The sequence below is a fragment of the Rhodopseudomonas palustris genome, assembly GCF_003031265.1.
In the GTDB taxonomy this organism is placed as follows: domain Bacteria; phylum Pseudomonadota; class Alphaproteobacteria; order Rhizobiales; family Xanthobacteraceae; genus Rhodopseudomonas; species Rhodopseudomonas palustris_H.
In genome coordinates this window covers 3,744,462-3,763,797 of sequence record NZ_CP019966.1, presented here as the reverse complement: position 1 = coordinate 3,763,797, position 19,336 = coordinate 3,744,462, and the positions used below count along the sequence as shown (strand labels likewise).

At 66.0% G+C, this 19,336-nt stretch carries 16 protein-coding genes; 10 read left to right on the top strand and 6 right to left on the bottom strand.

All coding sequences use genetic code 11. The features are described from left to right. Positions 1-229 precede the first annotated feature (229 nt). Both RPPS3_RS17550 and RPPS3_RS17545 read left to right on the top strand, forming a co-directional pair. Positions 230-1,000 carry a rhomboid family intramembrane serine protease gene (locus RPPS3_RS17550; protein ID WP_107345209.1) on the top strand — a complete coding sequence of 257 codons (771 nt, stop codon included), beginning with the start codon at positions 230-232 and terminating at the stop codon, positions 998-1,000. Positions 1,001-1,237: 237 nt separating this feature from the next. Then, positions 1,238-1,666, top strand: coding sequence for a CBS domain-containing protein (locus tag RPPS3_RS17545; RefSeq protein ID WP_107345208.1), 429 nt, complete (start codon positions 1,238-1,240; stop codon positions 1,664-1,666). A gap of 21 nt (positions 1,667-1,687) precedes the next feature. Here the strand turns inward: RPPS3_RS17545 and RPPS3_RS17540 are convergent, their stop codons facing one another. Beyond that, complete coding sequence (locus RPPS3_RS17540) at positions 1,688-2,323, bottom strand: TetR/AcrR family transcriptional regulator (RefSeq protein ID WP_107345207.1); 636 nt, start codon at positions 2,321-2,323, stop codon at positions 1,688-1,690. Between the two features lie 149 nt (positions 2,324-2,472). On the opposite strand from RPPS3_RS17540, the gene RPPS3_RS17535 reads away from it, so the two are divergent. From RPPS3_RS17535 to RPPS3_RS17525, 3 genes are read left to right on the top strand one after another with little or no spacing between them, the layout of a single operon-like run. Next, entirely contained in the window at positions 2,473-4,731 is a 2,259-nt protein-coding gene (locus tag RPPS3_RS17535; RefSeq protein ID WP_107345206.1) for a TonB-dependent siderophore receptor, read from the top strand. Between the two features lie 28 nt (positions 4,732-4,759). Continuing rightward, positions 4,760-5,875 carry a PepSY-associated TM helix domain-containing protein gene (locus RPPS3_RS17530; RefSeq protein ID WP_107345205.1) on the top strand — a complete coding sequence of 372 codons (1,116 nt, stop codon included), beginning with the start codon at positions 4,760-4,762 and terminating at the stop codon, positions 5,873-5,875. Then, complete coding sequence (locus tag RPPS3_RS17525; protein ID WP_107345204.1) at positions 5,872-6,081, top strand: hypothetical protein; 210 nt, start codon at positions 5,872-5,874, stop codon at positions 6,079-6,081. Before RPPS3_RS17530 ends, RPPS3_RS17525 begins: the two co-directional genes overlap by 4 nt. Positions 6,082-6,100: 19 nt before the next feature. Here RPPS3_RS17525 and RPPS3_RS17520 read toward each other — a convergent pair whose 3' ends face one another. Further along, positions 6,101-7,132 carry a patatin-like phospholipase family protein gene (locus tag RPPS3_RS17520; protein ID WP_107345203.1) on the bottom strand — a complete coding sequence of 344 codons (1,032 nt, stop codon included), beginning with the start codon at positions 7,130-7,132 and terminating at the stop codon, positions 6,101-6,103. Positions 7,133-7,364: 232 nt separating this feature from the next. On the opposite strand from RPPS3_RS17520, the gene RPPS3_RS17515 reads away from it, so the two are divergent. The 3 genes from RPPS3_RS17515 to RPPS3_RS17505 all read left to right on the top strand — a co-directional run bounded on the left by RPPS3_RS17515 (position 7,365) and on the right by RPPS3_RS17505 (position 13,077). Next, positions 7,365-8,423, top strand: coding sequence for a hypothetical protein (locus tag RPPS3_RS17515; RefSeq protein WP_107346665.1), 1,059 nt, complete (start codon positions 7,365-7,367; stop codon positions 8,421-8,423). 210 nt (positions 8,424-8,633) lie between these two features. Continuing rightward, the gene (locus RPPS3_RS17510) at positions 8,634-11,108 is read left to right on the top strand and encodes a putative bifunctional diguanylate cyclase/phosphodiesterase (RefSeq protein ID WP_107345202.1); all 2,475 of its coding nucleotides are present in this window, start codon (positions 8,634-8,636) and stop codon (positions 11,106-11,108) included. A 94-nt stretch (positions 11,109-11,202) separates the two neighbouring features. Further along, positions 11,203-13,077, top strand: a complete 1,875-nt coding sequence (locus RPPS3_RS17505; protein ID WP_107345201.1) for an amidohydrolase — start codon at positions 11,203-11,205, stop codon at positions 13,075-13,077. A 47-nt stretch (positions 13,078-13,124) separates the two neighbouring features. Here RPPS3_RS17505 and RPPS3_RS17500 read toward each other — a convergent pair whose 3' ends face one another. Both RPPS3_RS17500 and RPPS3_RS24520 read right to left on the bottom strand, forming a co-directional pair. Beyond that, positions 13,125-13,688: a nitroreductase family protein gene (locus RPPS3_RS17500; RefSeq protein WP_107345200.1), complete on the bottom strand. Its 564-nt coding sequence runs from the start codon at positions 13,686-13,688 to the stop codon at positions 13,125-13,127. Between the two features lie 115 nt (positions 13,689-13,803). Further along, on the bottom strand, positions 13,804-13,971 hold the full coding sequence (locus tag RPPS3_RS24520) for a hypothetical protein (protein ID WP_159060693.1): 168 nt from the start codon (positions 13,969-13,971) through the stop codon (positions 13,804-13,806). Here RPPS3_RS24520 and RPPS3_RS17495 point away from each other — a divergent pair. Continuing rightward, a complete protein-coding gene (locus tag RPPS3_RS17495) occupies positions 13,970-14,548 on the top strand; it encodes a hypothetical protein (protein WP_107345199.1) in 579 nt (192 codons plus the stop codon). The genes RPPS3_RS24520 and RPPS3_RS17495 overlap by 2 nt on opposite strands. 277 nt (positions 14,549-14,825) lie before the next feature. Here RPPS3_RS17495 and thrS read toward each other — a convergent pair whose 3' ends face one another. Continuing rightward, positions 14,826-16,889, bottom strand: coding sequence for a threonine--tRNA ligase (gene thrS / locus RPPS3_RS17490; protein WP_199852149.1), 2,064 nt, complete (start codon positions 16,887-16,889; stop codon positions 14,826-14,828). Positions 16,890-17,112: 223 nt separating this feature from the next. Here thrS and RPPS3_RS17485 point away from each other — a divergent pair, with 223 nt between their 5' ends. Continuing rightward, positions 17,113-18,231 (top strand): MFS transporter, encoded by a 1,119-nt coding sequence (locus RPPS3_RS17485; RefSeq protein ID WP_107345197.1) that lies wholly within the window; start codon positions 17,113-17,115, stop codon positions 18,229-18,231. Positions 18,232-18,592: 361 nt separating this feature from the next. Here the strand turns inward: RPPS3_RS17485 and RPPS3_RS17475 are convergent, their stop codons facing one another. Continuing rightward, positions 18,593-19,243: an O-methyltransferase gene (locus tag RPPS3_RS17475; RefSeq protein ID WP_107346664.1), complete on the bottom strand. Its 651-nt coding sequence runs from the start codon at positions 19,241-19,243 to the stop codon at positions 18,593-18,595. Between the last annotated feature and the right edge of the window lie 93 nt (positions 19,244-19,336).

Genomic DNA, 19,336 nt, shown 5'->3' with positions numbered 1-19,336 from the left:
CAGGCCGGCCGACGGATTGGACACGCGGGCTCGTCCGATTCGAACGCTGCTGGCACGGACCGGGGGAGAGGCTTTCTCAGGGCCTCTCCCTTTTCCGTTTGGGGGGCTTTTGGCTCCCCCGGTGTCGGCCGAACGGGCGCTGCCGCCGCTCCCCGAATTCCACTTTGCCGGAAAATGCTCTAAGGGTGCGGATCGCTCGCCCGAGCCGCTCGCAGCAGGTCGCAAGCCGTTGGATTCTCCGCTCGTATCGTCGTCGTTGCCGCCGGAGCCGCCGCAGCCGCAGCGCGAGCCGATTCTGACGCTGCCCGGGGCGGTGACCGCCTACGTGGCGCTGCTGGCGGTGATCCATCTGCGCACGCTGCTGTCGCCGGAGTTCGAGTACTGGACCATCGAGATGTTCGGCTTCATCCCGATGCGCTACGAGCAGACGCTGCTCGACTCGCCTTTCCCCGGCGGCACCGGGGCGAAGATCTGGACCTTCGTCACTTATTCGCTGCTGCACGCCAATCTCAGCCACATCGTGTTCAACGTGCTGTGGCTGCTGCCGTTTGGTAGCGCGCTGGCGCGGCGGTTCGGCAGCCTGCGGTTCTTCGTGTTCATGGCGGTGACGGCGGCGGCCGGCGCGTTCGCGCATCTGCTCACCCATTCCCATGACGTCGCCCCGATGATCGGCGCCTCGGCCTCGGTCTCCGGCGCAATGGCGGCGGCGATCCGTTTCGCCTTCGTCCGCGGCAGCTTCCTGTCGCTGCGCCGCGGCGATGCCGATGCGGCGGCGAAGGTACCGGCGCAGCCGCTGCTGAGGGCGCTGCGCGATCCGCGGGTGCTGGCGTTCCTCGGGATCTGGTTCGGCATCAACATCATCTTCGGGATCGGCTCGATTGCGATCGGCAACGAGGGCGCCAGCGTCGCCTGGCAGGCGCATATCGGCGGCTTCTTCGCCGGGCTACTACTGTTCTCTTTGTTTGATCCGGTGCCGCGGGCCCCTGAGGCGCGCGCCTGACGCGCTGCAGCAGCTCTTTGCGGTTGCGAACGGTTGGCATCTATCGCTGAATCGCCGCATTGTTGCGGTGTCATCGCACCTGGCGCTGATTTGCGCCGGGCTGGGAATGGGAGTCGGCGCCACGCTGTGCCCGCCGATTCTGTCGAGCGTCCATTCCACGCATCGCCGTGACTGATCCGCTGCAAGTGTCACAACAACAGCCGCCGGGCTCGGCAGGCGGCGTTATGGGAGGCGACCATGACCGTGCGTGCGATTCTGGAGTCCAAAGGCCGTTACATCCACACCGTCGAAGCCGCGGCGCGGCTCGCATCCGCGGTGAAGACACTAGCCGAACGCCGGATCGGCGCGGTACTTGTGATGCACGGCACGCGGCTCGAAGGCATCCTGTCGGAGCGCGACGTCGTTCGTGTGCTCGCCGACCGCGGACCGGCTGCGCTGGATGAGCCGATCGGCGCGGTGATGACGCGCGACGTGTTCACCTGCCGTCAGGACGACACCGTCGGCGAGATCATGGAGCGGATGACCGCGGGCAAATTTCGGCATCTGCCGGTGATGGAGCACGACCGTGTGGTCGGCCTGATCTCGATCGGCGACATCGTCAAATCGCGGCTGTCCGAATACGAGCACGAGCAGCGGGCGCTGCACGACTACATCAAGTCGGCCTGAGGCCGGCGGCCGAACCGACGATCAGGCGCCGGCGCCGCCCAGAAACAGCGCCCAAGCCTTGTCGAAATAGGCGTTCTGGGCGCGGGTCGACGCGTAGCTCGTCCCGCCCAGCATCGCCTCGATCATCGGTCCCATTGCGATGCTGTTGAGAAGCTGGCCCGCGAGAAAACGTGCGTCGCCTCGGGCGAGGGCGCCGGCCTTCTGCGCCTCGCTGATCAGCGACAGCAGCCGGTCCATGATCGGATCGTCGGCACGGTTGGCAACGGCCTGGCCGACCACGATCGCTTCGCTGAAGGCGATGCGCTTGAATGCGATCAGCGTGGGATCGACGTTGGTGGCGAGCAGCCAGCGCGCCGCCGCGCGAAGTTGCGTCAGCGCATCCCCGGTCTGGCTCGCCATCGTGGTCTGGAAGTGCGCGAGCGTTTGCGCCCGCGCGTGTTCGACGACGCCTTCGAACAACGCCAGCTTCGAGGGGAATCGTCGATACACCGTGTCCTTGCCGACGCCGCATGCCGCTACGACCTGCTCGACCGAGGTCGCAGCGAAGCCCTGCTGCGCGAACAGGCGCGACGCCGTTTCGATGATGTGAAGCGACTTCGCCTCGACATCGCTTTTGCGCGGACGTCCGCCTTTGGAAGCGGCGGTCAGGGTCGGCATGCAGGTCCTTGATCGTCGCGTTGGCGACGCAGCTGTTTCGAGCAATTCCAATCCCAGATTTGCAATCGCTTGGCAATCTGTCTGGACAGGACGGTCCCGTCCCGTTTATTTCCCGCCCGCCTCGAGACGAGGTATCTGGGGGAAATCGGATGGGAAGCGAGAACAAGATTGTCGTCGGCGTCGCGATTGCGTTGTCGCTGAGTGGCGGCTCCGAAGCGCTGGCGCAGAGCGCGAGCGAAGCATCAGTGCTGCAGCCGGTCACCGTGCAGCCCGCCGAGCGGCGCGCAGTGCGCCGCGCGCAGCCGGCCCCCGCGGCTCAACGCGCCGTGCCGGCGCGGACCCCGGCCCGCGAACAGGCGACGCCGGCGGCGCGTCCGGTCACCCCCAGCAACACCTCGGATCGTTACGTTGTCCGCACGTCCGCAACGGCGACCAAGACCGATACCCCCGTGCTGGAAACGCCGCAGTCGATCTCGACTATCACGCGGCGCCAGATGGACGATCAGAACGTTCAGACCGTTGCCAATGCGCTGCGCTACAGCGCCGGCGTGCTGTCGGATGCCGACACCAATTCGCGCTTCGATAGCGTCTTCATCCGCGGCTTCGGCGCGTTCGGCACCGCGACTAATTACGTCAGTTTCCTCGACGGCTTGAAGCTGCCGCGCGGCCAGGCCTTCGCCAACACAGCGATCGATCCGTTCCTGCTCGACCGCGTCGAAGTGCTGAAGGGACCCTCGGCGGTGCTGTATGGGCAGACCAGCCCGGGCGGCCTGGTCAACCAGATCAGCCGGATGCCGAGCGCAGTGCCTTACAATGAAGTCCGCGTCGAGGGTGGCAGCTATGGCCGCTTCCAGTCCGGCGTCACCAGCCAGGGCGCGCTCGATAAGGACGGCCATTGGCTCTACAGCCTGAGCGCGATCGGCCGCACCTCTGGCACGCGCTACGACAATGTCGACGAGCAGCGCTTCGCCGTCGCGCCGGCTTTGACCTGGGCGCCCGATGCGGACACGCGCTTCACCGTTCAGAGCTACTACCAGAAAGACCCGAAGGGCGGCTATTTCAACTCGCTGTATCCGACCTCGCTGGCGCCGCTGCAGTACCGGCCGTACCTGAACTCCAAGCTCAATGTCGGAGATCCCGGCTTCGACTCGTTCGAGCGTGAGCAGTACGGCATCGGCTATCAGTTCGACAAACGGCTCAACGAGGTCGTCAGCGTCAAATCGAGCCTGCGCTATTCCCACGTCGACGTCGACTTCAAGTCGCTGCAGATGAACGCACCGCTCACCGCCACCGGCACGATCCCGCGCTGGGCATTGCGCTCGATCGAAGATGTCGGCGGGCTGTCGACCGACAATCGCGTGCAGTTCGATTTCGCCACCGGCGCGCTGCAGCACAAGGTCATCACCGGCATCGATTATCAGAACACGCTCAGCAACTGGACCTACCAGCTCGGTGCCGCGACCGCCCTGAATGTCGTTAATCCGGTGTATAATCAGCCGGTCGGCTCGCTCGCCTCGCTGATCGACAATGGCCAGAAGCTGTCACAGACTGGCCTCTATGCGCAGGATCAGATCAGCCTGGGCGGATGGCGCGCGACGCTCGGCGTCCGCCACGATTGGGCCGAGCAGAGCACCGACAGCCGGCTCGCCGGATCGCGCTCCAATCAGTCGGACGACAAGACCACCTATCGGGCAGGCCTGCTGTATCTGTTCGACAGCGGCGTTGCGCCCTATGTCAGCTATTCGACGTCGTTCGAGCCCGTCACCGGCGTCGGTGTCGACGGGCAGCCGTTCATCCCGACCACGGCCGAGCAGTACGAGGGCGGCATCAAGTATCAGCCGACCTTCCTGCCGATGCTGTTCACCGCGTCGGTGTTCGACATCCGTCAGCAGAATGTGCTGAGCCCGTCATCGGTGCCGGGCTTCAACGTGCAGCACGGCGAGGTCCGGTCCAAGGGCGTCGAATTGGAAGCCCGCGGCAACGTTACCGGCGGCCTCGAGCTGATCGGCGCGTTGACGTTCCTCGACACAAGGGTGGCGCGATCATCGAATGCCCTAATCGTCGGCAACCGGCCGCAGGCCGTTCCGGACTTCTTTGGCTCGATGTGGGCGAACTACACGTTCCAGTCCGGCCCGGTCACCGGTCTGACATTCGGTGGCGGCATCCGCCATGTCGGCGCCAGCTACGGTGACGATGCCAACACGCTGCACACGCCGGCCTACACGGTGGTCGATGCGGCGTTGAAATACGATCTCGCGAATGTGACGCCGAGTTTGAAGGGCACGACGCTGACGCTCAACGTCAACAACCTGTTCGACAAGGAATACTATTCGAGCTGTTCGTCGGGGTTCTACTGTCAGTTCGGCAACCGCCGCACCGTGCTGGCCGGGATCAGGTACCGGTGGTGATGATCGACCTGAAAAGGGCGCGCCGCCGATGACGCGGCGTGCCGTTCGACTGTGGGTGTGGGTGCATCGCTGGAGCAGCCTTGTCTCCACGGTGTTCGCACTGCTGCTTTGCCTTACCGGGCTACCGCTGATCTTCAAGGACGAGCTTGGTCCCGACCTGCAGCTCGCAGCGACGACTGCGCCGCCGGGCACTGCATCAGTGGACTCGATGGTCGCGCGCGCCCTCGCGGCGCGGCCGGGCGAGGTGGTGCCATATCTGTTCTACGATCGGGAGCATCCGATCCTGAAGGTGCCGACCGCTGCCTCGATGACTGCCGATCCGGCTTCATTTCACTATCAGGTGTTCGACACCCGCACCGGGCAGCAGATCGAGATCCCGCAGCCGAACGAGGGATTCCTGTATGTGATGACGCGGCTGCATCTCGACCTATTCGGCGGCGTGCCGGGCACGCTGTTTCTTGGATTCATGGGGCTGCTGCTGGTCGTTGCGATCGTATCCGGCGTGGTGCTGTACGGTCCGTTCACGCGGCGCCTTGCGTTCGGCGTGGTGCGGACCGACGGCAGCCGGTGGCGTACCTGGCTCGACCTGCACAACCTGCTCGGCATCGTGACGCTGGCCTGGTTCGGTGTCGTCAGCTTCACCGGCGTTATCAACACGCTGGCAGCGCCGATCGAACTCGCCTGGCAGGCCAATCAGCTCGTCGAAATGGCGGCGCAGGCGAAGCCTGCCGAGATCGAGGGACAACGTGCGTCGACCGATGCCGTGCTGCGCGATGTCCGTGCCGCGGTGCCGGGGATGAACGTGATGACGGTGGCGTTTCCGGGGACGCCGTTCGCCACCCCGTCGCACGTCGCAATCTTTCTCACCGGCAATACGCCGATCACCAGCCGCATCCTCAAGCCGGCACTCGCCGATGCGTCGACCGGGCAGGTGGTCTCGGTGCGCGACATGCCGTGGTACGCGACCGCGCTGTTCATGTCGCAGCCGCTGCATTTCGGTGACTATGGCGGGCTGCCGCTGAAAATCATCTGGGCACTGCTCGACATCGCGACCATCGTCGTTCTGATCAGCGGCCTCTATCTGTGGTGGACCAAGCGCCCGCGCCGCAGGGGGGCTGTGGAAGCCGAAGGCCTCGCATCATGAGCGCGCTGCGACGGCAATGGCTGTGGCCGATTGTGTTGGCGCTCTCGACCCTGTTCGGATTGTTGGCGGCGCTGATCGGCGAGGGCGGGATTTGGCGCGGCCTATGTTGGGTCGCGCTGGCCCTGCCGCTGGGCACGATCGTACTGCACCTGGCGCGCGTTCGTCGCGGGCCGCCCTCGGCGGAGACGTCCCGCGATCTCGACTGATGGTCGGACCTGCGCTTACTCAGGTTTCGACCGGCACCGTCGCCTTGGGCTGCGGTGCGACCTCTTCGATCGCCTCGCGGATCGAATCGATGGCCCGCTCGGCGGCGCGGGCGCCGTGAGCGATGATCTCGTCGGCGCGGTGGAAGTCGAACCAGCCGATCCGGCCCACCCGCGGCGAAATCAGCAGGTCGGGGGGATCGCCGGCGAGCCGCGCCCGGGTGATGCGGTCCTGCATGATGTTGAAGGCGTCGGTCATCACCTTGGAGATGCCGGGGCGTTCCGGGCTGCCGAACAGCTCCTGCTTGACGAAGCGCTCAGGCGAGAAGAATCGCGTGAAGCCTCGTCTCTGTGCCGGAGGTTCCTCGGTTTCGGGTTCCACAACCGCGGCGGCGGCGCTGCCGTGAGAGAAGATCGTGGTGCCATGGCCAAACACGTCACTGGACACGTTGGCGGCGATGACGATCTCGGCTCCGAGCGCCCGCGCGGCCGACACCGGCACCGGATTGACCAGCGCGCCGTCGACCAGCCAGCGATCGCCGATCAGCACCGGCGAGAAGATGCCGGGCAGGGCGTAGGAGGCGCGGACGGCGTCGACGATGCGTCCATGGGTCAGCCAGATCTCGTGACCGGTCGCCACCTCAGTGGCGACGCTGGCGAACTTCTGGGTGAGATCCTGGATCAGAATCGGCCCGAGGGTGGCGTCGAGCTGCGCGGCGAGCTTGCTGCCGCCGATCAGGCCGGAGCCATTGAGCCGAATATCCAGATAGCCGAAGATGTTGCGGGGCTGCAGTCGTCGCGCCCACTCTTCGAGGGTGTCGAGATGACCGGACACATAGGCGCCGCCCACCACCGCACCGATCGAGGTGCCGACCACGACATCGGGCGTGATGCCGTGCGACAGCAGCGTGCGCAGGATGCCGATATGGGCAAAGCCGCGCGCCGCGCCGCCGCCGAGCGCCAGCCCGATGATCGGCCGGCGAATGGTATCGAGGCCGACCTTGTCCGCTGCCGGCGGGTTTGCGTGCCCGCGTCCGATCAAATTCTCCAGCACGGTGGTCTCCTCAACTCGTCAGCCACAGCAGATGTGCCGGCCCGGTCTCGACTCGCGTTTTCGGATCGTGCCACATCGCTTCAAATGCATGATTAATGCCTTGGGCGGCCGGGACTAGGGGAAAATCGTGACGCAATCACGAACAACACGCCCATACCGTTGGGTTTTCGGCCGTTTTCGCCCGGTGTGGCACCGGCTTGAATTTGCCGCGTTTTCAGTGAAAACCATCGCGATGATTTTCAGGGGTAACATCGTCGGGAGCCGGCCGCGGGGGGCGGCTCGGTGGGCACTGGTTGCGGTATGTGCGCTTGCGCTCACCCAGCCCGCTGCTGCGCAATTGTTCAGCGATCGGCCGCCGCCAGTGCCGCCGGCGTCGGTGCCGGAGCCGCCGGCCGGCGGAGCGATCAGTCTGGCGCCGCAGTCCGGTCCCGCGGCTGCCCCGAATCTTCCCGGCGCACTGACCCAGCCGCCCGTCGCCGCGGTGACCCCGCCGCCGATGTCGCCATTGCCGCCGGCTGCTGCGCCGGCTCCGCCGCAGGGCATGCTGGCGCTGGCCGCGCGCTACGGCAAAGACCAGCCGGTGATCAACAGCGGCCTGGTGTGGCGGGTGTACTCCGACAAGCCGGACGAAGGCGGCGCGATCAAACTGATCCGCGAGGATCACGGCGCGACGCCGAACATTCCGCTGCCGCCCGGCAACTACGTGGTGCATGTGGCGCTGGGTCTGGTCAGCGCGGTGCGGCCGGTGACCGTGAAGTCCGACGCCGAGCGCGAGAACTTCGTGTTGCCCGCCGGCGGCCTGCGCATCGAAGGCAAGGTCGGCAGTTCGCGAATTCCCTCCAACCAGATCTCGTTCACGATCTACAAGGGCAGCCAGTTCGACAACGCGCAGCGTGCGCCGCTGCTGCCGAGCGTTGCGGCCGGTGACGTCGCGCTGGTGCCGGAAGGCACCTATTACATCGTCTCCAATTACGGCGACGCCAACTCGGTGGTGCGCTCCGACATCCGCGTCCAGGCCGGCAAGCTCACCGATGTCACCATCACGCATCGCGCTGCGGTGATCACCTTGAAGCTGGTCAGCGAGAAGGGCGGCGAAGCGCTCGCCAATACCTCCTGGTCGGTCCTGACGCCGGGCGGCGACGTCATCAAGGAGTCGATCGGCGCCTTCCCGCGCGTCGTGCTGTCCGAAGGCGAGTACCGCGCCATCGCCAAGAACGAAGGCAAGGTGTTCGAGCGCGGCTTTAACGTCGTCAACGGCGTCGACGGCGAAGTCGAAGTTCTAGCGCGCTGATATCGCGCGCCGGATGCACGCGTAAGGCGATGGATTTCGTCATTCGCGGCGGCCGTGCGCGGACTGTCACAATGGTGAACGCGAAATAACCATCGGGCGACTTAAAACCTTCATATTCAAGCCTTTGCGCCCTGTCGGCGGCTGCGTTTACATCGTCTTAATCGGGAATAGTTCGACTGCACCGCAGTACTCATCCGCGGGGCGCTTCTCGTGTCGGCTGCCGTCACACAAGTTTCCGAAAATTCGACCAGTCAGCTTGCTGCAGACTTAACCGTCCTGCAGCGCAAGTGGTACGCGGCGATTCAGCCGGGACAGTCGCTGCCGAGCTACGAAGAGGTGATGTTGGGGAGCCTGGGGCGGCTTGCCGATCATCTGGTGCTGCTGGAGATCGACGGCGAAACGCCGGAGGTGTCGCGCACCGGCCGGTATGCGCAGCAGTGGCTCGGCGACGAGCGCTGGGACATTCCGCTCGACGCGCTGTCGCCGGACTGCGGCACCGCGCTGGCGCAGGCGGCCTCGGGCGCGCTGCAGAACAAGCGTCCGCATATCGGCACCGCGCACTGCGTCCGCGACGGCATCGTGCAGCGCTATACGCTGCTGGCGCTGCCGACCGCCTCGCGCTGGGGCGGTACGCTGGTCGGCGTCTACGTCAATGAAGAGGCGCAGCGCTACAATCTGCTCGACGCGATCTTCTCCTCGACCGACGACGGCATCGTCGCGCTGACCGCGATCCGCGGCCCCGACCGCCGGCCGTTCGATTTCCAGATTGTCCACGTCAACCAGGGCGCCTCGCAGCTGCTGCGGCACTCGGTGTCCGAGCTGCGCTGGAGCCGGCTGTCGGTCGGGCATCATTTGCTGTGCCGCGCCGAGGTCGCCAATCGCCTGATCGAGCTGGTCGACTCCGACGCCAGCATCACCTTCGCGGTCGACAGCGGCGACCGCAATCTTAGCCTCAGCGCCACCGCATTCGGCGACGTCGTTTCCGCAACTATCTCCGACGTCACCTCGCTGAAGAAGCGCGAGGAGTCGTTCCGCCTGCTGTTCGACGGCAATCCGATGCCGATGTGGGTGTTCGACGCACAGACCTTCGAATTCCTCAGCGTCAACGACGCCGCGGTGGCGCATTACGGCTATCCGCGCGAGCGGTTCGTACGGATGTCGCTGCGCGAGATCTGGCCGCGCGAAGAGTGGATCGCGCACGGCCAGACGCTGCTGGAGATGCGCGACAGCTATCAGTCCGAAGGCAATTGGCGGCACGTCAAAGCCGACGGCTCCGAGATCCACGTGCTGACCTTCGGCCGTCGCGTGGTGTTCGACGGCCGCGACGGCTTCCTGGTCGCGGTGGTCGACATCACCGAGCGCCGCAAGGCCGAGGCCAAGATCGCCCACATGGCGCACCACGACGGACTGACGAATCTGCCGAACCGCGCGCTGTATCAGCAGCGGCTGGAACAGGCGCTGGCGCAGGCCCGCGGCAGCGGCACCATGGTGGCGGTGATGTGCGTCGACCTCGACCTGTTCAAGAACGTCAACGACTCGTTCGGCCATCCGATGGGCGACCGGCTGTTGCAATGCGTCGCCGAACGGTTGCGGCAGCAGATCGGCGACGGCGATCTGGTTGCGCGGCTCGGCGGCGACGAATTTGCGATCGTGCTGACCTCGCTGGCGACCCCGAACGAGGCCAGCAGCTTCGCGGCGCGGCTGATCGAGATCCTGAGCGCGCCCTACGACATGGACGGGCTCGAAGTGGTGATCGGTGCCTCGATCGGCATCGCGCTGGCGCCGTCCGACGGCGACGAATGCGAGGCGCTGTCGCGCAATGCCGACATGGCGCTGTACCGCGCCAAGGCGGCGGGCGGCGGCTGCCACCATTTCTTCGAGAAGGAGATGGACCGCCAGGCGCAGATCCGCCGCGACATGGAGCTCGACCTGCGGCAAGCGTTCGCGCGCGGCGAATTCGAGCTGCACTATCAGCCGCTGATCGATCTCGCCGAAGACCGCATCGGCGGCTTCGAAACGCTGCTACGCTGGCGCCATCCCGAGCGCGGCATGATCTCGCCGTCCGACTTCATCCCGGTCGCAGAGGACATCGGCCTGATCGTCGGCCTCGGCGAATGGGTGCTGCGGCAGGCGTGTCTCGAGGCTTCGTCCTGGCCGTCCGACGTCAAAGTCGCGGTCAATCTGTCGCCGGTGCAATTCCGCAGCCGCAACCTGGTGCAGGTGGTGATCTCGGCGCTGGCGCAATCGAGCCTGGTGCCCCACCGGCTCGAACTCGAAATCACCGAGTCGCTGTTTCTCGCCGACAGCGAAGCCAATCTCGCCACGCTGCATCAGCTCCGCAGCCTCGGGGTGCGGATCTCGATGGACGATTTCGGCACCGGCTACTCCTCGCTGAGCTATCTGCGCAGCTTCCCGTTCGACAAGATCAAGATCGACCGCTCGTTCGTGAAGGATCTGACGCAGCGACCGGACTGCCTTGCGATCGTGCGTGCGATCGCCGGGCTCGGCCGCAGCCTCGACATCACCACGCTGGCCGAGGGTGTGGAGAGCGTCGAACAGCTCGATGTGCTGCGCGCCGAAGGCTGCCACGAGGTGCAGGGCTTCCTGTTCAGCCCGGCGCGGCCGGCCTCGGAGATTTGCGGGCTGTTGATGCGGTTCGGGCGACAGGCCTCGCAGGCTGCGTGACCAGGCGCGACCAAGGTCCGGGGCGCTGAGTTCCCGATTCGCGTGCTAAGCTGTTTGCAGGACAACTAACTGCTTCGGTCCTGGAGCACGCGCGATGTGCATTGCCTGCAATCCCGGTTTTCAATTCGCCGTCCGCTCGCTGTCGCTACCGTCGCGACGCAAGGTCCTGAAGGGCGCAGTCGCGCTCAGCGCGGGCGTGCCGTTCGTGGCCGAGGCGGTGGTATCTAGGTCGGCAAAGGCCGACGGTGGTATCAATGCGCGGCTGGCGAGCGGGCTCGGTGGTGATCAAGCCGCCGGCGCAGCGCAGCCGGTGACGATCTTCACCGCCAAGAAGTTCATCACGATGGAGCGCGGCGCGCCGGAAGCGACGGCGGTTGCTGTCGCCGGCAAGCGGATCGTCGCGGCCGGGTCGCTCGATGAGGTCAAGGCAGCGCTGGATAGTCGGCCGTTCACCGTGGACGAGACCTTTGCGGGCAAGATCGTGATGCCGGGGCTGATCGATCAGCATCTGCATCCGGTGCTCGGCGCGCTGACGCTGGCGGTCGAGGTGATCGCGCCGGAGGATTGGGTACTGCCGGGCGGCACCCACAAGGCGGCCGGCAGCGCCGACGCTTACCAAGCGCGGCTGAAGGCGGCCGACGCCAAGCTCGATAAGCCCGACGCCTGGCTCCTGACCTGGGGCTATCACGCGCTGTGGCACGGCAAGCTCGACCGCGCCGCACTCGACGCCATCAATCCGACCCGGCCGATCGCGGTGTGGCATCGCTCCTGCCACGAATTCTATCTGAACACGCCGGCGATGGCGGCGCTCGGCATCACCGAGGCGATGACGCAGAACCAGGGCAGGGCGAGCACCCAGGCCAACTGGCGCGAGGGCCATTTCTGGGAAGACGGCCTGAATTTGATGATCACGCCGATGCTCAAGGTGCTGGCGACACCGGAGCGGCTGGCCTTCGGGCTGAAACAGATGGTGAGCTATCTGCACGCCAACGGCGTCACCGCCTATATGGAGCCGGGCGCCCTGTACACGCCGGACATGTGGAAGCTGTACGAGCAAATCCTCGGCGCCCCCGAGACGCCGATGTATTCGACCTTCATCGCCGACGGCCGCGGCATCGTCGACCGGGTCGGGCTCGACGGCGCGCTCGATGCGGTGGAGGAGCAGATCGCGGTGGCGACGGAGGCGCCGGGCCGCAAGCTGATGTTCTTCCCCGGCCAGATCAAGCTGTTCGCCGACGGCGCCATCATCTCGCAACTGATGCAGATGAAAGACGGTTATCTCGACGGCCACCTGGGCGAATGGATCATTCCGCCGGACGAGCTGGAGCGCCGCGCCCGGCTGTTCTGGAATGCCGGCTACCAGATCCACACCCACGTCAACGGTGATCTCGGGCTGGAGAAGCTGCTCGACATTCTGGAGAAGCTGAAAGCCGAGCATCCGCGCGCCGATCATCGCAGCGTGATCGTGCATTTCGCCAACTCGACCGAGGACCAGGTCGCGCGGATCAAGCGGCTCGGTGCGCTGGTCAGCGCCAACCCGTACTACACGACCGGGTTTGCGGACAAATACAGCGCCGTGGGGCTGGGGCCGGAGCGGGCGGACGCGATGGTGCGCGCCAAGTCGGTGCTCGATCAGGGCGTGCCGCTCTCCTACCACTCCGACCTGCCGATGGCGCCGAGCGCGCCCTTGTATCTGGCGTGGTGCGGCGTCAACCGGCTGACGCCGTCAGGGCGCGTCGCCGGCCCCGAGCAGCGGGTGTCGGTCGATGCGGCGCTACGCGCGATCACGATCGAGGCGGCGTATTCCTGGCGCCATGAGGACCAGCTTGGCAGCATCGCGCCGGGCAAGATCGCCAATTTCACCGTGCTCGAGCAGGACCCTTACGCCGTGCCGCCGGAGCAGCTCAAGGACGTGCCTATCTGGGGCACGGTGTTCGAAGGCCGGGTATTTCCAGTCGGCCGCGCTTAGTAGGCCGGCGGCCGCGGCACGCTCAGCGCGGACCGCAGCCGGGGCGCTTAGAACCGCGTCACGATCGCGTTCAGCTCCGGGCGCGGCCGGTCTTCGATGTCCTTCGGCCGCGTGCCGATATGGATGAAGCCGGCGAGCTTCTCGTCGCCGCGCAGGCCGAGGCCGCTCAGCACTTCGGGATCGAACGCGATCCAGCCGGTCAGCCAGTTGGCGCCGTAACCAAGCGCGGTCGCGGCCGAGACGATGTTCATGCAGCTCGCGCCGGCCGACAATTCCTGCTCCCACACCGGCACCTTGGGATGCGGCTTCGGCGACGACACCACCGCGATCACCAGCGGCGCTTCCGACAGCCGGCCCTTCTCGGTAGCGATCTGCTCGGCGGTCGCTTCGGGATGCTTGCGGGCGAACACAGCGCCGATCACCTCGCCGGCGCGGGCGCGCGCGTCGCCTTCGAACACGATGAACCGCCACGGCGCGATCTTGCCGTGGTCCGGCACCCGCGCGCCGATCGTCAGGATGGTCTCCAGCTCGTCCGGCGTCGGGCCGGGCCCGGTCATCTCGCGCGGCTTCACCGAGCGGCGGGTCTTGAAGAATTCGATAGGGTCGGAAATGGCTGTTCTCCATCAGGTCCTGCGCCGCCCGCAGGCGTGATCCGCAAGGCGCGCGCGTCGGCCGGCAATCTACCGCATGTCGGCGCGAGGTTCGATCAGAACCGTACCAAATGCATCAGCCGCGGAATCGACCTTCGGCATAGGAAAAGCTTGCCGGCATTCGGCAATTGTCGCCGTCTGCGCGGTCGCCGCGGTTCACGATCGCATTGATCGGCAAGGCTTCTTTGTGGCGCGAAGTTTGCAATCCCAGCACTCGGACGGATTTGGAGTGGGGGCGCATCATGAATATCACCGACCGCCAAGGCCTTGGGCTGACGCCGTATATGCACGTGACCAAGGCGGATTCGGAGAAGTCCACCGACAAGAGCGGCCTCGCTTTCGAAGGTGACGTGTACAGCTTCGCGGACTTGATGAAGGCGCATCCCGAAGCGGTGCGCAAAGTGACGTCCCCGGAAGTCGACGAGATCGCGCGCGTCTGGCTGCAGCAGCAGGATGTCGCACCGACCGGCGCCTCCGACAACGAACCCAATGACGTCTATGCCACCGTCAAGGTTGGCAACGAGGTGGTGGCGACGCTCTACAACAGTGGCCTCGTCAAGATGAGTAATTCCACCGCGGCATCCGTGGATGGCATCGACGAGCCGTCGCTGACCGGGCCGGCGCTGGCGCAGTGGCGGGCGGAGACCTACGCCAAGCTGCTCGGCGGCAAGGTCGAGATCGCCGACACCGCCAAGTCGCAAAGCGAATGGACGCCGTGCGCCGGCAGCGAACGCCAGTACAGCCGCGCCGAACTCGACGCCGCGATCGCCGCCATGCAGAAGGGCACTACCCAATCCCCTGGCGTCGACCGTAGCGCGTAAGCGCGCGTGCGCAAATCTTGGTAAGGCGGGCGGCCGCTTAGTCAATCGCGGCTCGCGCACCTATTCGTCATCGCCGGGTTAGTACCTGCCATCTACGTCATTGCTGCACGCCCCGCCAAACACGAAGATGCCCGGGACCAGCCCGGGCATCACGTTGAAGAAATCGTGTCGAGATCTTTGCTGAACTCTGCAACAGAGTAGAGCTTAGCTCCTTCCATCAGCGCACCGACGAGTATCTGGCCTTTCAGGCACGATACTCGCCGCTAGCCGACGGCTGTTAAGCCGTCCCCCGCATCCGCTTCACGTCCGGCGGGGTCGCCTCGTCCACCAGCGCGGCGATGGCTTCGTCGGTGGGCATCACCTTCTGGCCTTCGCTGCCGAGGCGGCGGACGGAGACCGAGTGGCTCTCGGCTTCCTTTTTGCCGACCACCAGCAGGGCAGGGACCTTAGCGAGCGAATGCTCGCGCACCTTGAAGTTGATCTTCTCGTTGCGCAGATCGATGTCGGCGCGCAGGCCGGCCTTGCGCAGCGCCGCCAGCACCTTCTTGGCGTAGTCGTCGCCTTCCGACGTAATCGTGGTGACGACGACCTGAACCGGCGCCAGCCACAGCGGGAAGTTGCCGGCGTAGTGCTCGATCAGGATGCCGGTGAAGCGCTCCATCGAGCCGCAGATCGCGCGATGCACCATCACCGGCGCCTTCTTGGCGCCGTCGGCGTCGATATAGAACGCGCCGAACCGCTCCGGCAGGTTGAAGTCGACCTGCGTGGTGCCGCACTGCCAGTCGCGGCCGATCGCGTCGCGCAGCACGTATTCGAACTTCGGTCCGTAGAACGCGCCTTCGCCGGGGTTGATCTCGGTCTTGATGCGGTTGCCGCCCTTGGCCTTGATCTCGGACAGCACCGTGGCCATCACGCGCTCGGCGTGATCCCACATCTCGTCGGTGCCGACGCGCTTCTCCGGCCGGGTCGACAGCTTAACCGTCAGTTCGCCTTCGAAGCCGAAGTCGGAGTAGGTCGACAGGATCAGGTCGTTGATCTTGATGCATTCCTCGGCGAGCTGCGCCTCGGTGCAGAACACGTGCGCGTCGTCCTGGGTGAAGCCGCGCACCCGCATCAGGCCGTGCATGGCGCCCGACGGCTCGTAGCGATGCACCACGCCGAACTCGGCGAGCCGCAGCGGCAAGTCGCGGTAGCTCTTCAAACCATGCTTGAAGATCTGCACATGGCCGGGGCAGTTCATCGGCTTCAGCGCGAACCAGCGCTTGTCCTCGGCATCGTCGCCGGCCGACTGCGCCGCGAACATGTTTTCGCGGTACCATTCCCAGTGGCCCGAGGTCTCCCACAGCACCTTGTCGAGGATCTGCGGCGCGTTGACCTCGTCGTAGTCGCCGGCGAGGCGGCGGCGCATATAGCCGACCAGCGACTGGAACAGGCTCCAGCCCTTGGCGTGCCAGAACACCACGCCCGGACCTTCTTCCTGGAAATGGAACAGGTCGAGTTCACGGCCGAGCTTGCGGTGGTCGCGCTTCTCGGCTTCCTCGATCTGATGCAGGTAGGCGTCGAGGTCTTCCTGCTTGGCCCAGGCGGTGCCGTAGATCCGGGTCAGCATCGGGTTGTTGCTGTCGCCGCGCCAATACGCGCCCGCCACCTTCATCAGCTTGAAGGCGGTGCCGATCTTGCCGGTCGAGGTCATGTGCGGGCCGCGGCACAGATCGAACCACTCGCCCTGCTTGTAGATCTTGATCGTCTGGTCTTCCGGAATGGCGTCGACCAGCTCGACCTTGAACGCCTCGCCGTTGTCGGCGAACACCTTCTTGGCTTCGTCGCGGGTCCAGACTTCCTTGGTGAACGGTTTGTCGCGCGCGATGATCTCGCGCATCTTCTTCTCGATCGCCGCGAAGTCTTCCGGGGTGAACGGCTCGTTGCGGAAGAAGTCGTAGTAGAAGCCGTTCTCGATGGTCGGGCCGATGGTCACCTGGGTGCCCGGCCACAGGCTCTGCACCGCTTCGGCGAGCACGTGGGCGCAATCGTGCCGGATCAATTCCAGCGCGCGCGCATCGTCACGGGCGACGAAGTCGATCTGGGCATTGTCTTCGATCGGATCGGCGAGATCGGTCAGCGTGCCGTTCAGCGCCATCACGACGGTGCGCTTGGCGAGCGAGGGCGAAATGCCCTTGGCGATGTCGAGCCCGGTGGTGCCGCGGGGATATTCGCGGGTCTTGCCGTCGGGGAAGGTGATGGTGATCTGGTCCATGGGGGCTACCGGCTTGAGGTTGGAGAGCGTGTATTGGAAGCCGGAGGTGGACGCGGAAGGCTTGTCGCCCGAAGTCTTTTCGGTCATCGGAAGGCTCCTCTGGCTCACTCCTGCGTACGAGCGCAGGTAAGCGGAAAGGGGCTGTATAGCAGGGGAATCGGACGATTCAAGGAACCCGGACCCGGCCGCGGCGCCCATTTCGCCCTGCTGGTGTCGCGGCGCATGCCCGGTCTGGCAGAATTTTAATGCACTTGCATGGAAACCCTGCTAGCCTTCCGGAGTGTCCCGCTCGTTCGCCCCCACCGCCCTGATGCTCGGCAATTTCGTCACCGGAACCTCGGTTCTGGCGCCTGCCGGCATGTTGCCGGATCTGGCGGCCGGGCTCGGGGTGACGATCCGCGACGCCGGGCTGCTGATCACCTTCGGGGCGATCGTGCTGTGCATCGGCTCGCCGCTCACCGCCTGGCTGACCAGCCGGATCGATCGCCGGCTGCTGCTGACGACGACGCTGGCGGTGCTGGCGCTCGGCAATCTCGCCTCCGCCTTTGCGCCGAACTATACCGTGCTGCTGGTGCTTCGGCTGGCGATGCTGTCGGTCGGCGCGCTGTACACGCCGCAGGCCGCCGGCGCGGTGGCGCTGATCGTGCCGCCGGAAAGTCGCGGCGGCACCATGGCCTATGTGTTTCTCGGCTGGTCGCTGGCGGTGGCGCTCGGCGTGCCGCTGGTCACCTTCGCGGCCGATCATACCGGCTGGCGCGGCGCCTATCTCACCGTCGGCGGCATCGGGCTGATCAGCTTTATCCTGCTCTGGCTGCGGCTGCCGGGCGGCCTGACGGCGGCGCCGGTGAGCCTGCGCACCTGGGCTGCGGTGGGGCGCAACCGCCGCATCCTGACGCTGCTCGGGGTGTCGTCGCTGCAGACTTCCGGGCAGTTCGTGGTGTTCACTTTCTTCGGGCCCTTGCTCACCGGCCTGACCGGCGCCGGGCCGCGCGAGATCGCGCTGGTGTTCGCGATCTACGGCGTCTGCGGCTTCGTCGGCAACGTCATCGCCAGCCGCATCGTTGACGGCTGGGGCGCATACCGCACCTCGGCGCTGTTCACCTCGCTGATGCTGGCCGGCATCCTCGGCTGGACTTTCGGCGCCGGGCATTTCGGCGTGATGGCCGTTGCGGTGGCAGTGTGGGGGCTGGGGTTTGCGGCCTCGAACTCGATGCAGCAGGTGCGCTTGGTCACGGCCGATCCGACGCTCGCCGGCGCAACGGTGTCGCTGAATACGTCGGTGCTGTATGTCGGCCAGGCGATCGGCTCGGCGATCGGCGGCACGCTGTTCGCCGCCGGGCTGCTGCACGTCAACGGTTACGTCTCCTCCGCTGTGCTGGGTCTGGCGCTCTGCACGGTGGTGGCCGCGACCCGCGACCGCAGCGCTTGAGCGCGGCGCAGCCGCATCGCGCCGCGCTGCGACGTCTCACATAGTTGATCACGCCCAGCAGCAGCCGCGTGCCGATTAGCACCGGCGCGTGGCTCGGTGAGGCGTGCGGCGGGATCAGCACCGCGATCGCGGTGAAGACGAGGCAGGTGTGCAGCGCCAGCCGGCGGCGCAGCGACAGGGCGGGGGCAGGCGAGGCATCGATCGAACGGACGGCCATGGGAACCTCCAGGCTGATCCGCGATCGGCGGCGTCATCAGCGCACGCCGACCGCGATGGATCGGGACGTGCGTTGATTGACGTTGAACGCTTACGGCCGGCGCTGCCGGCGGCAGACCGCGGGGCGTGCGCCCCGTCGGAAGTATCAGCCGAGCCGCATCGACAGCTCGACATCGGCGGCGAAGGGCACCGACAGATAACCGTTCGCCGAATCGCGCACCCGGGCGAGATAGTCCGGGCAGTGATCGGCGTTGTCGGCGACGATCAGCGCGCCGGGCGACAGCCGGCTTTCGAGCCGGTCGAGAATATCCGCATACAGCGCCTTGGCGCCGTCGAGCAGCACCAGGTCGATGCGGTCGGGCAGATCCTTGCTGAGGGTCTGCAGCGCATCGCCTTCGCGGAATTCGACGAGATCGGCGAGATCGCCGGCTTCGAGATTGGCCTCGGCGCGGACCAGCTTGGCGTGCTCGAACTCGGTGGTGATCAGCCGGCCGCCGCCATTGTCGCGCAGCGCTGCGGCCAGATGCAGCGTCGAAATGCCGAACGAGGTTCCGAACTCGACGATGCTCCGGGCGCGGCAGCCTCGCGCCAGCATGTAGAGCAGCACGCCGGTCTCGGGCGACACCGCGAGGGCGTAGTCTTTCAACCGGCCATACAGCGTCGCGTAGTCGGTCTTGCTACGCATCAGCCGCATCGTGTCGGGTGCTAGCTGATCGAGCTGCGGCTGTGTGGCCTCGGCTTCGTCGAACAGCCGCGTCAGCAGCGGGGCCAGCGGTGAGGTGGTGAGGGTGGTCATGGCGAACTCCAAAAGGGAGTGATCAGCGCGATGTTGCGCGTCCTCAGAAATACGAATAAATATTCGCATTCGCTAATCGCATTCCCCGAGGCG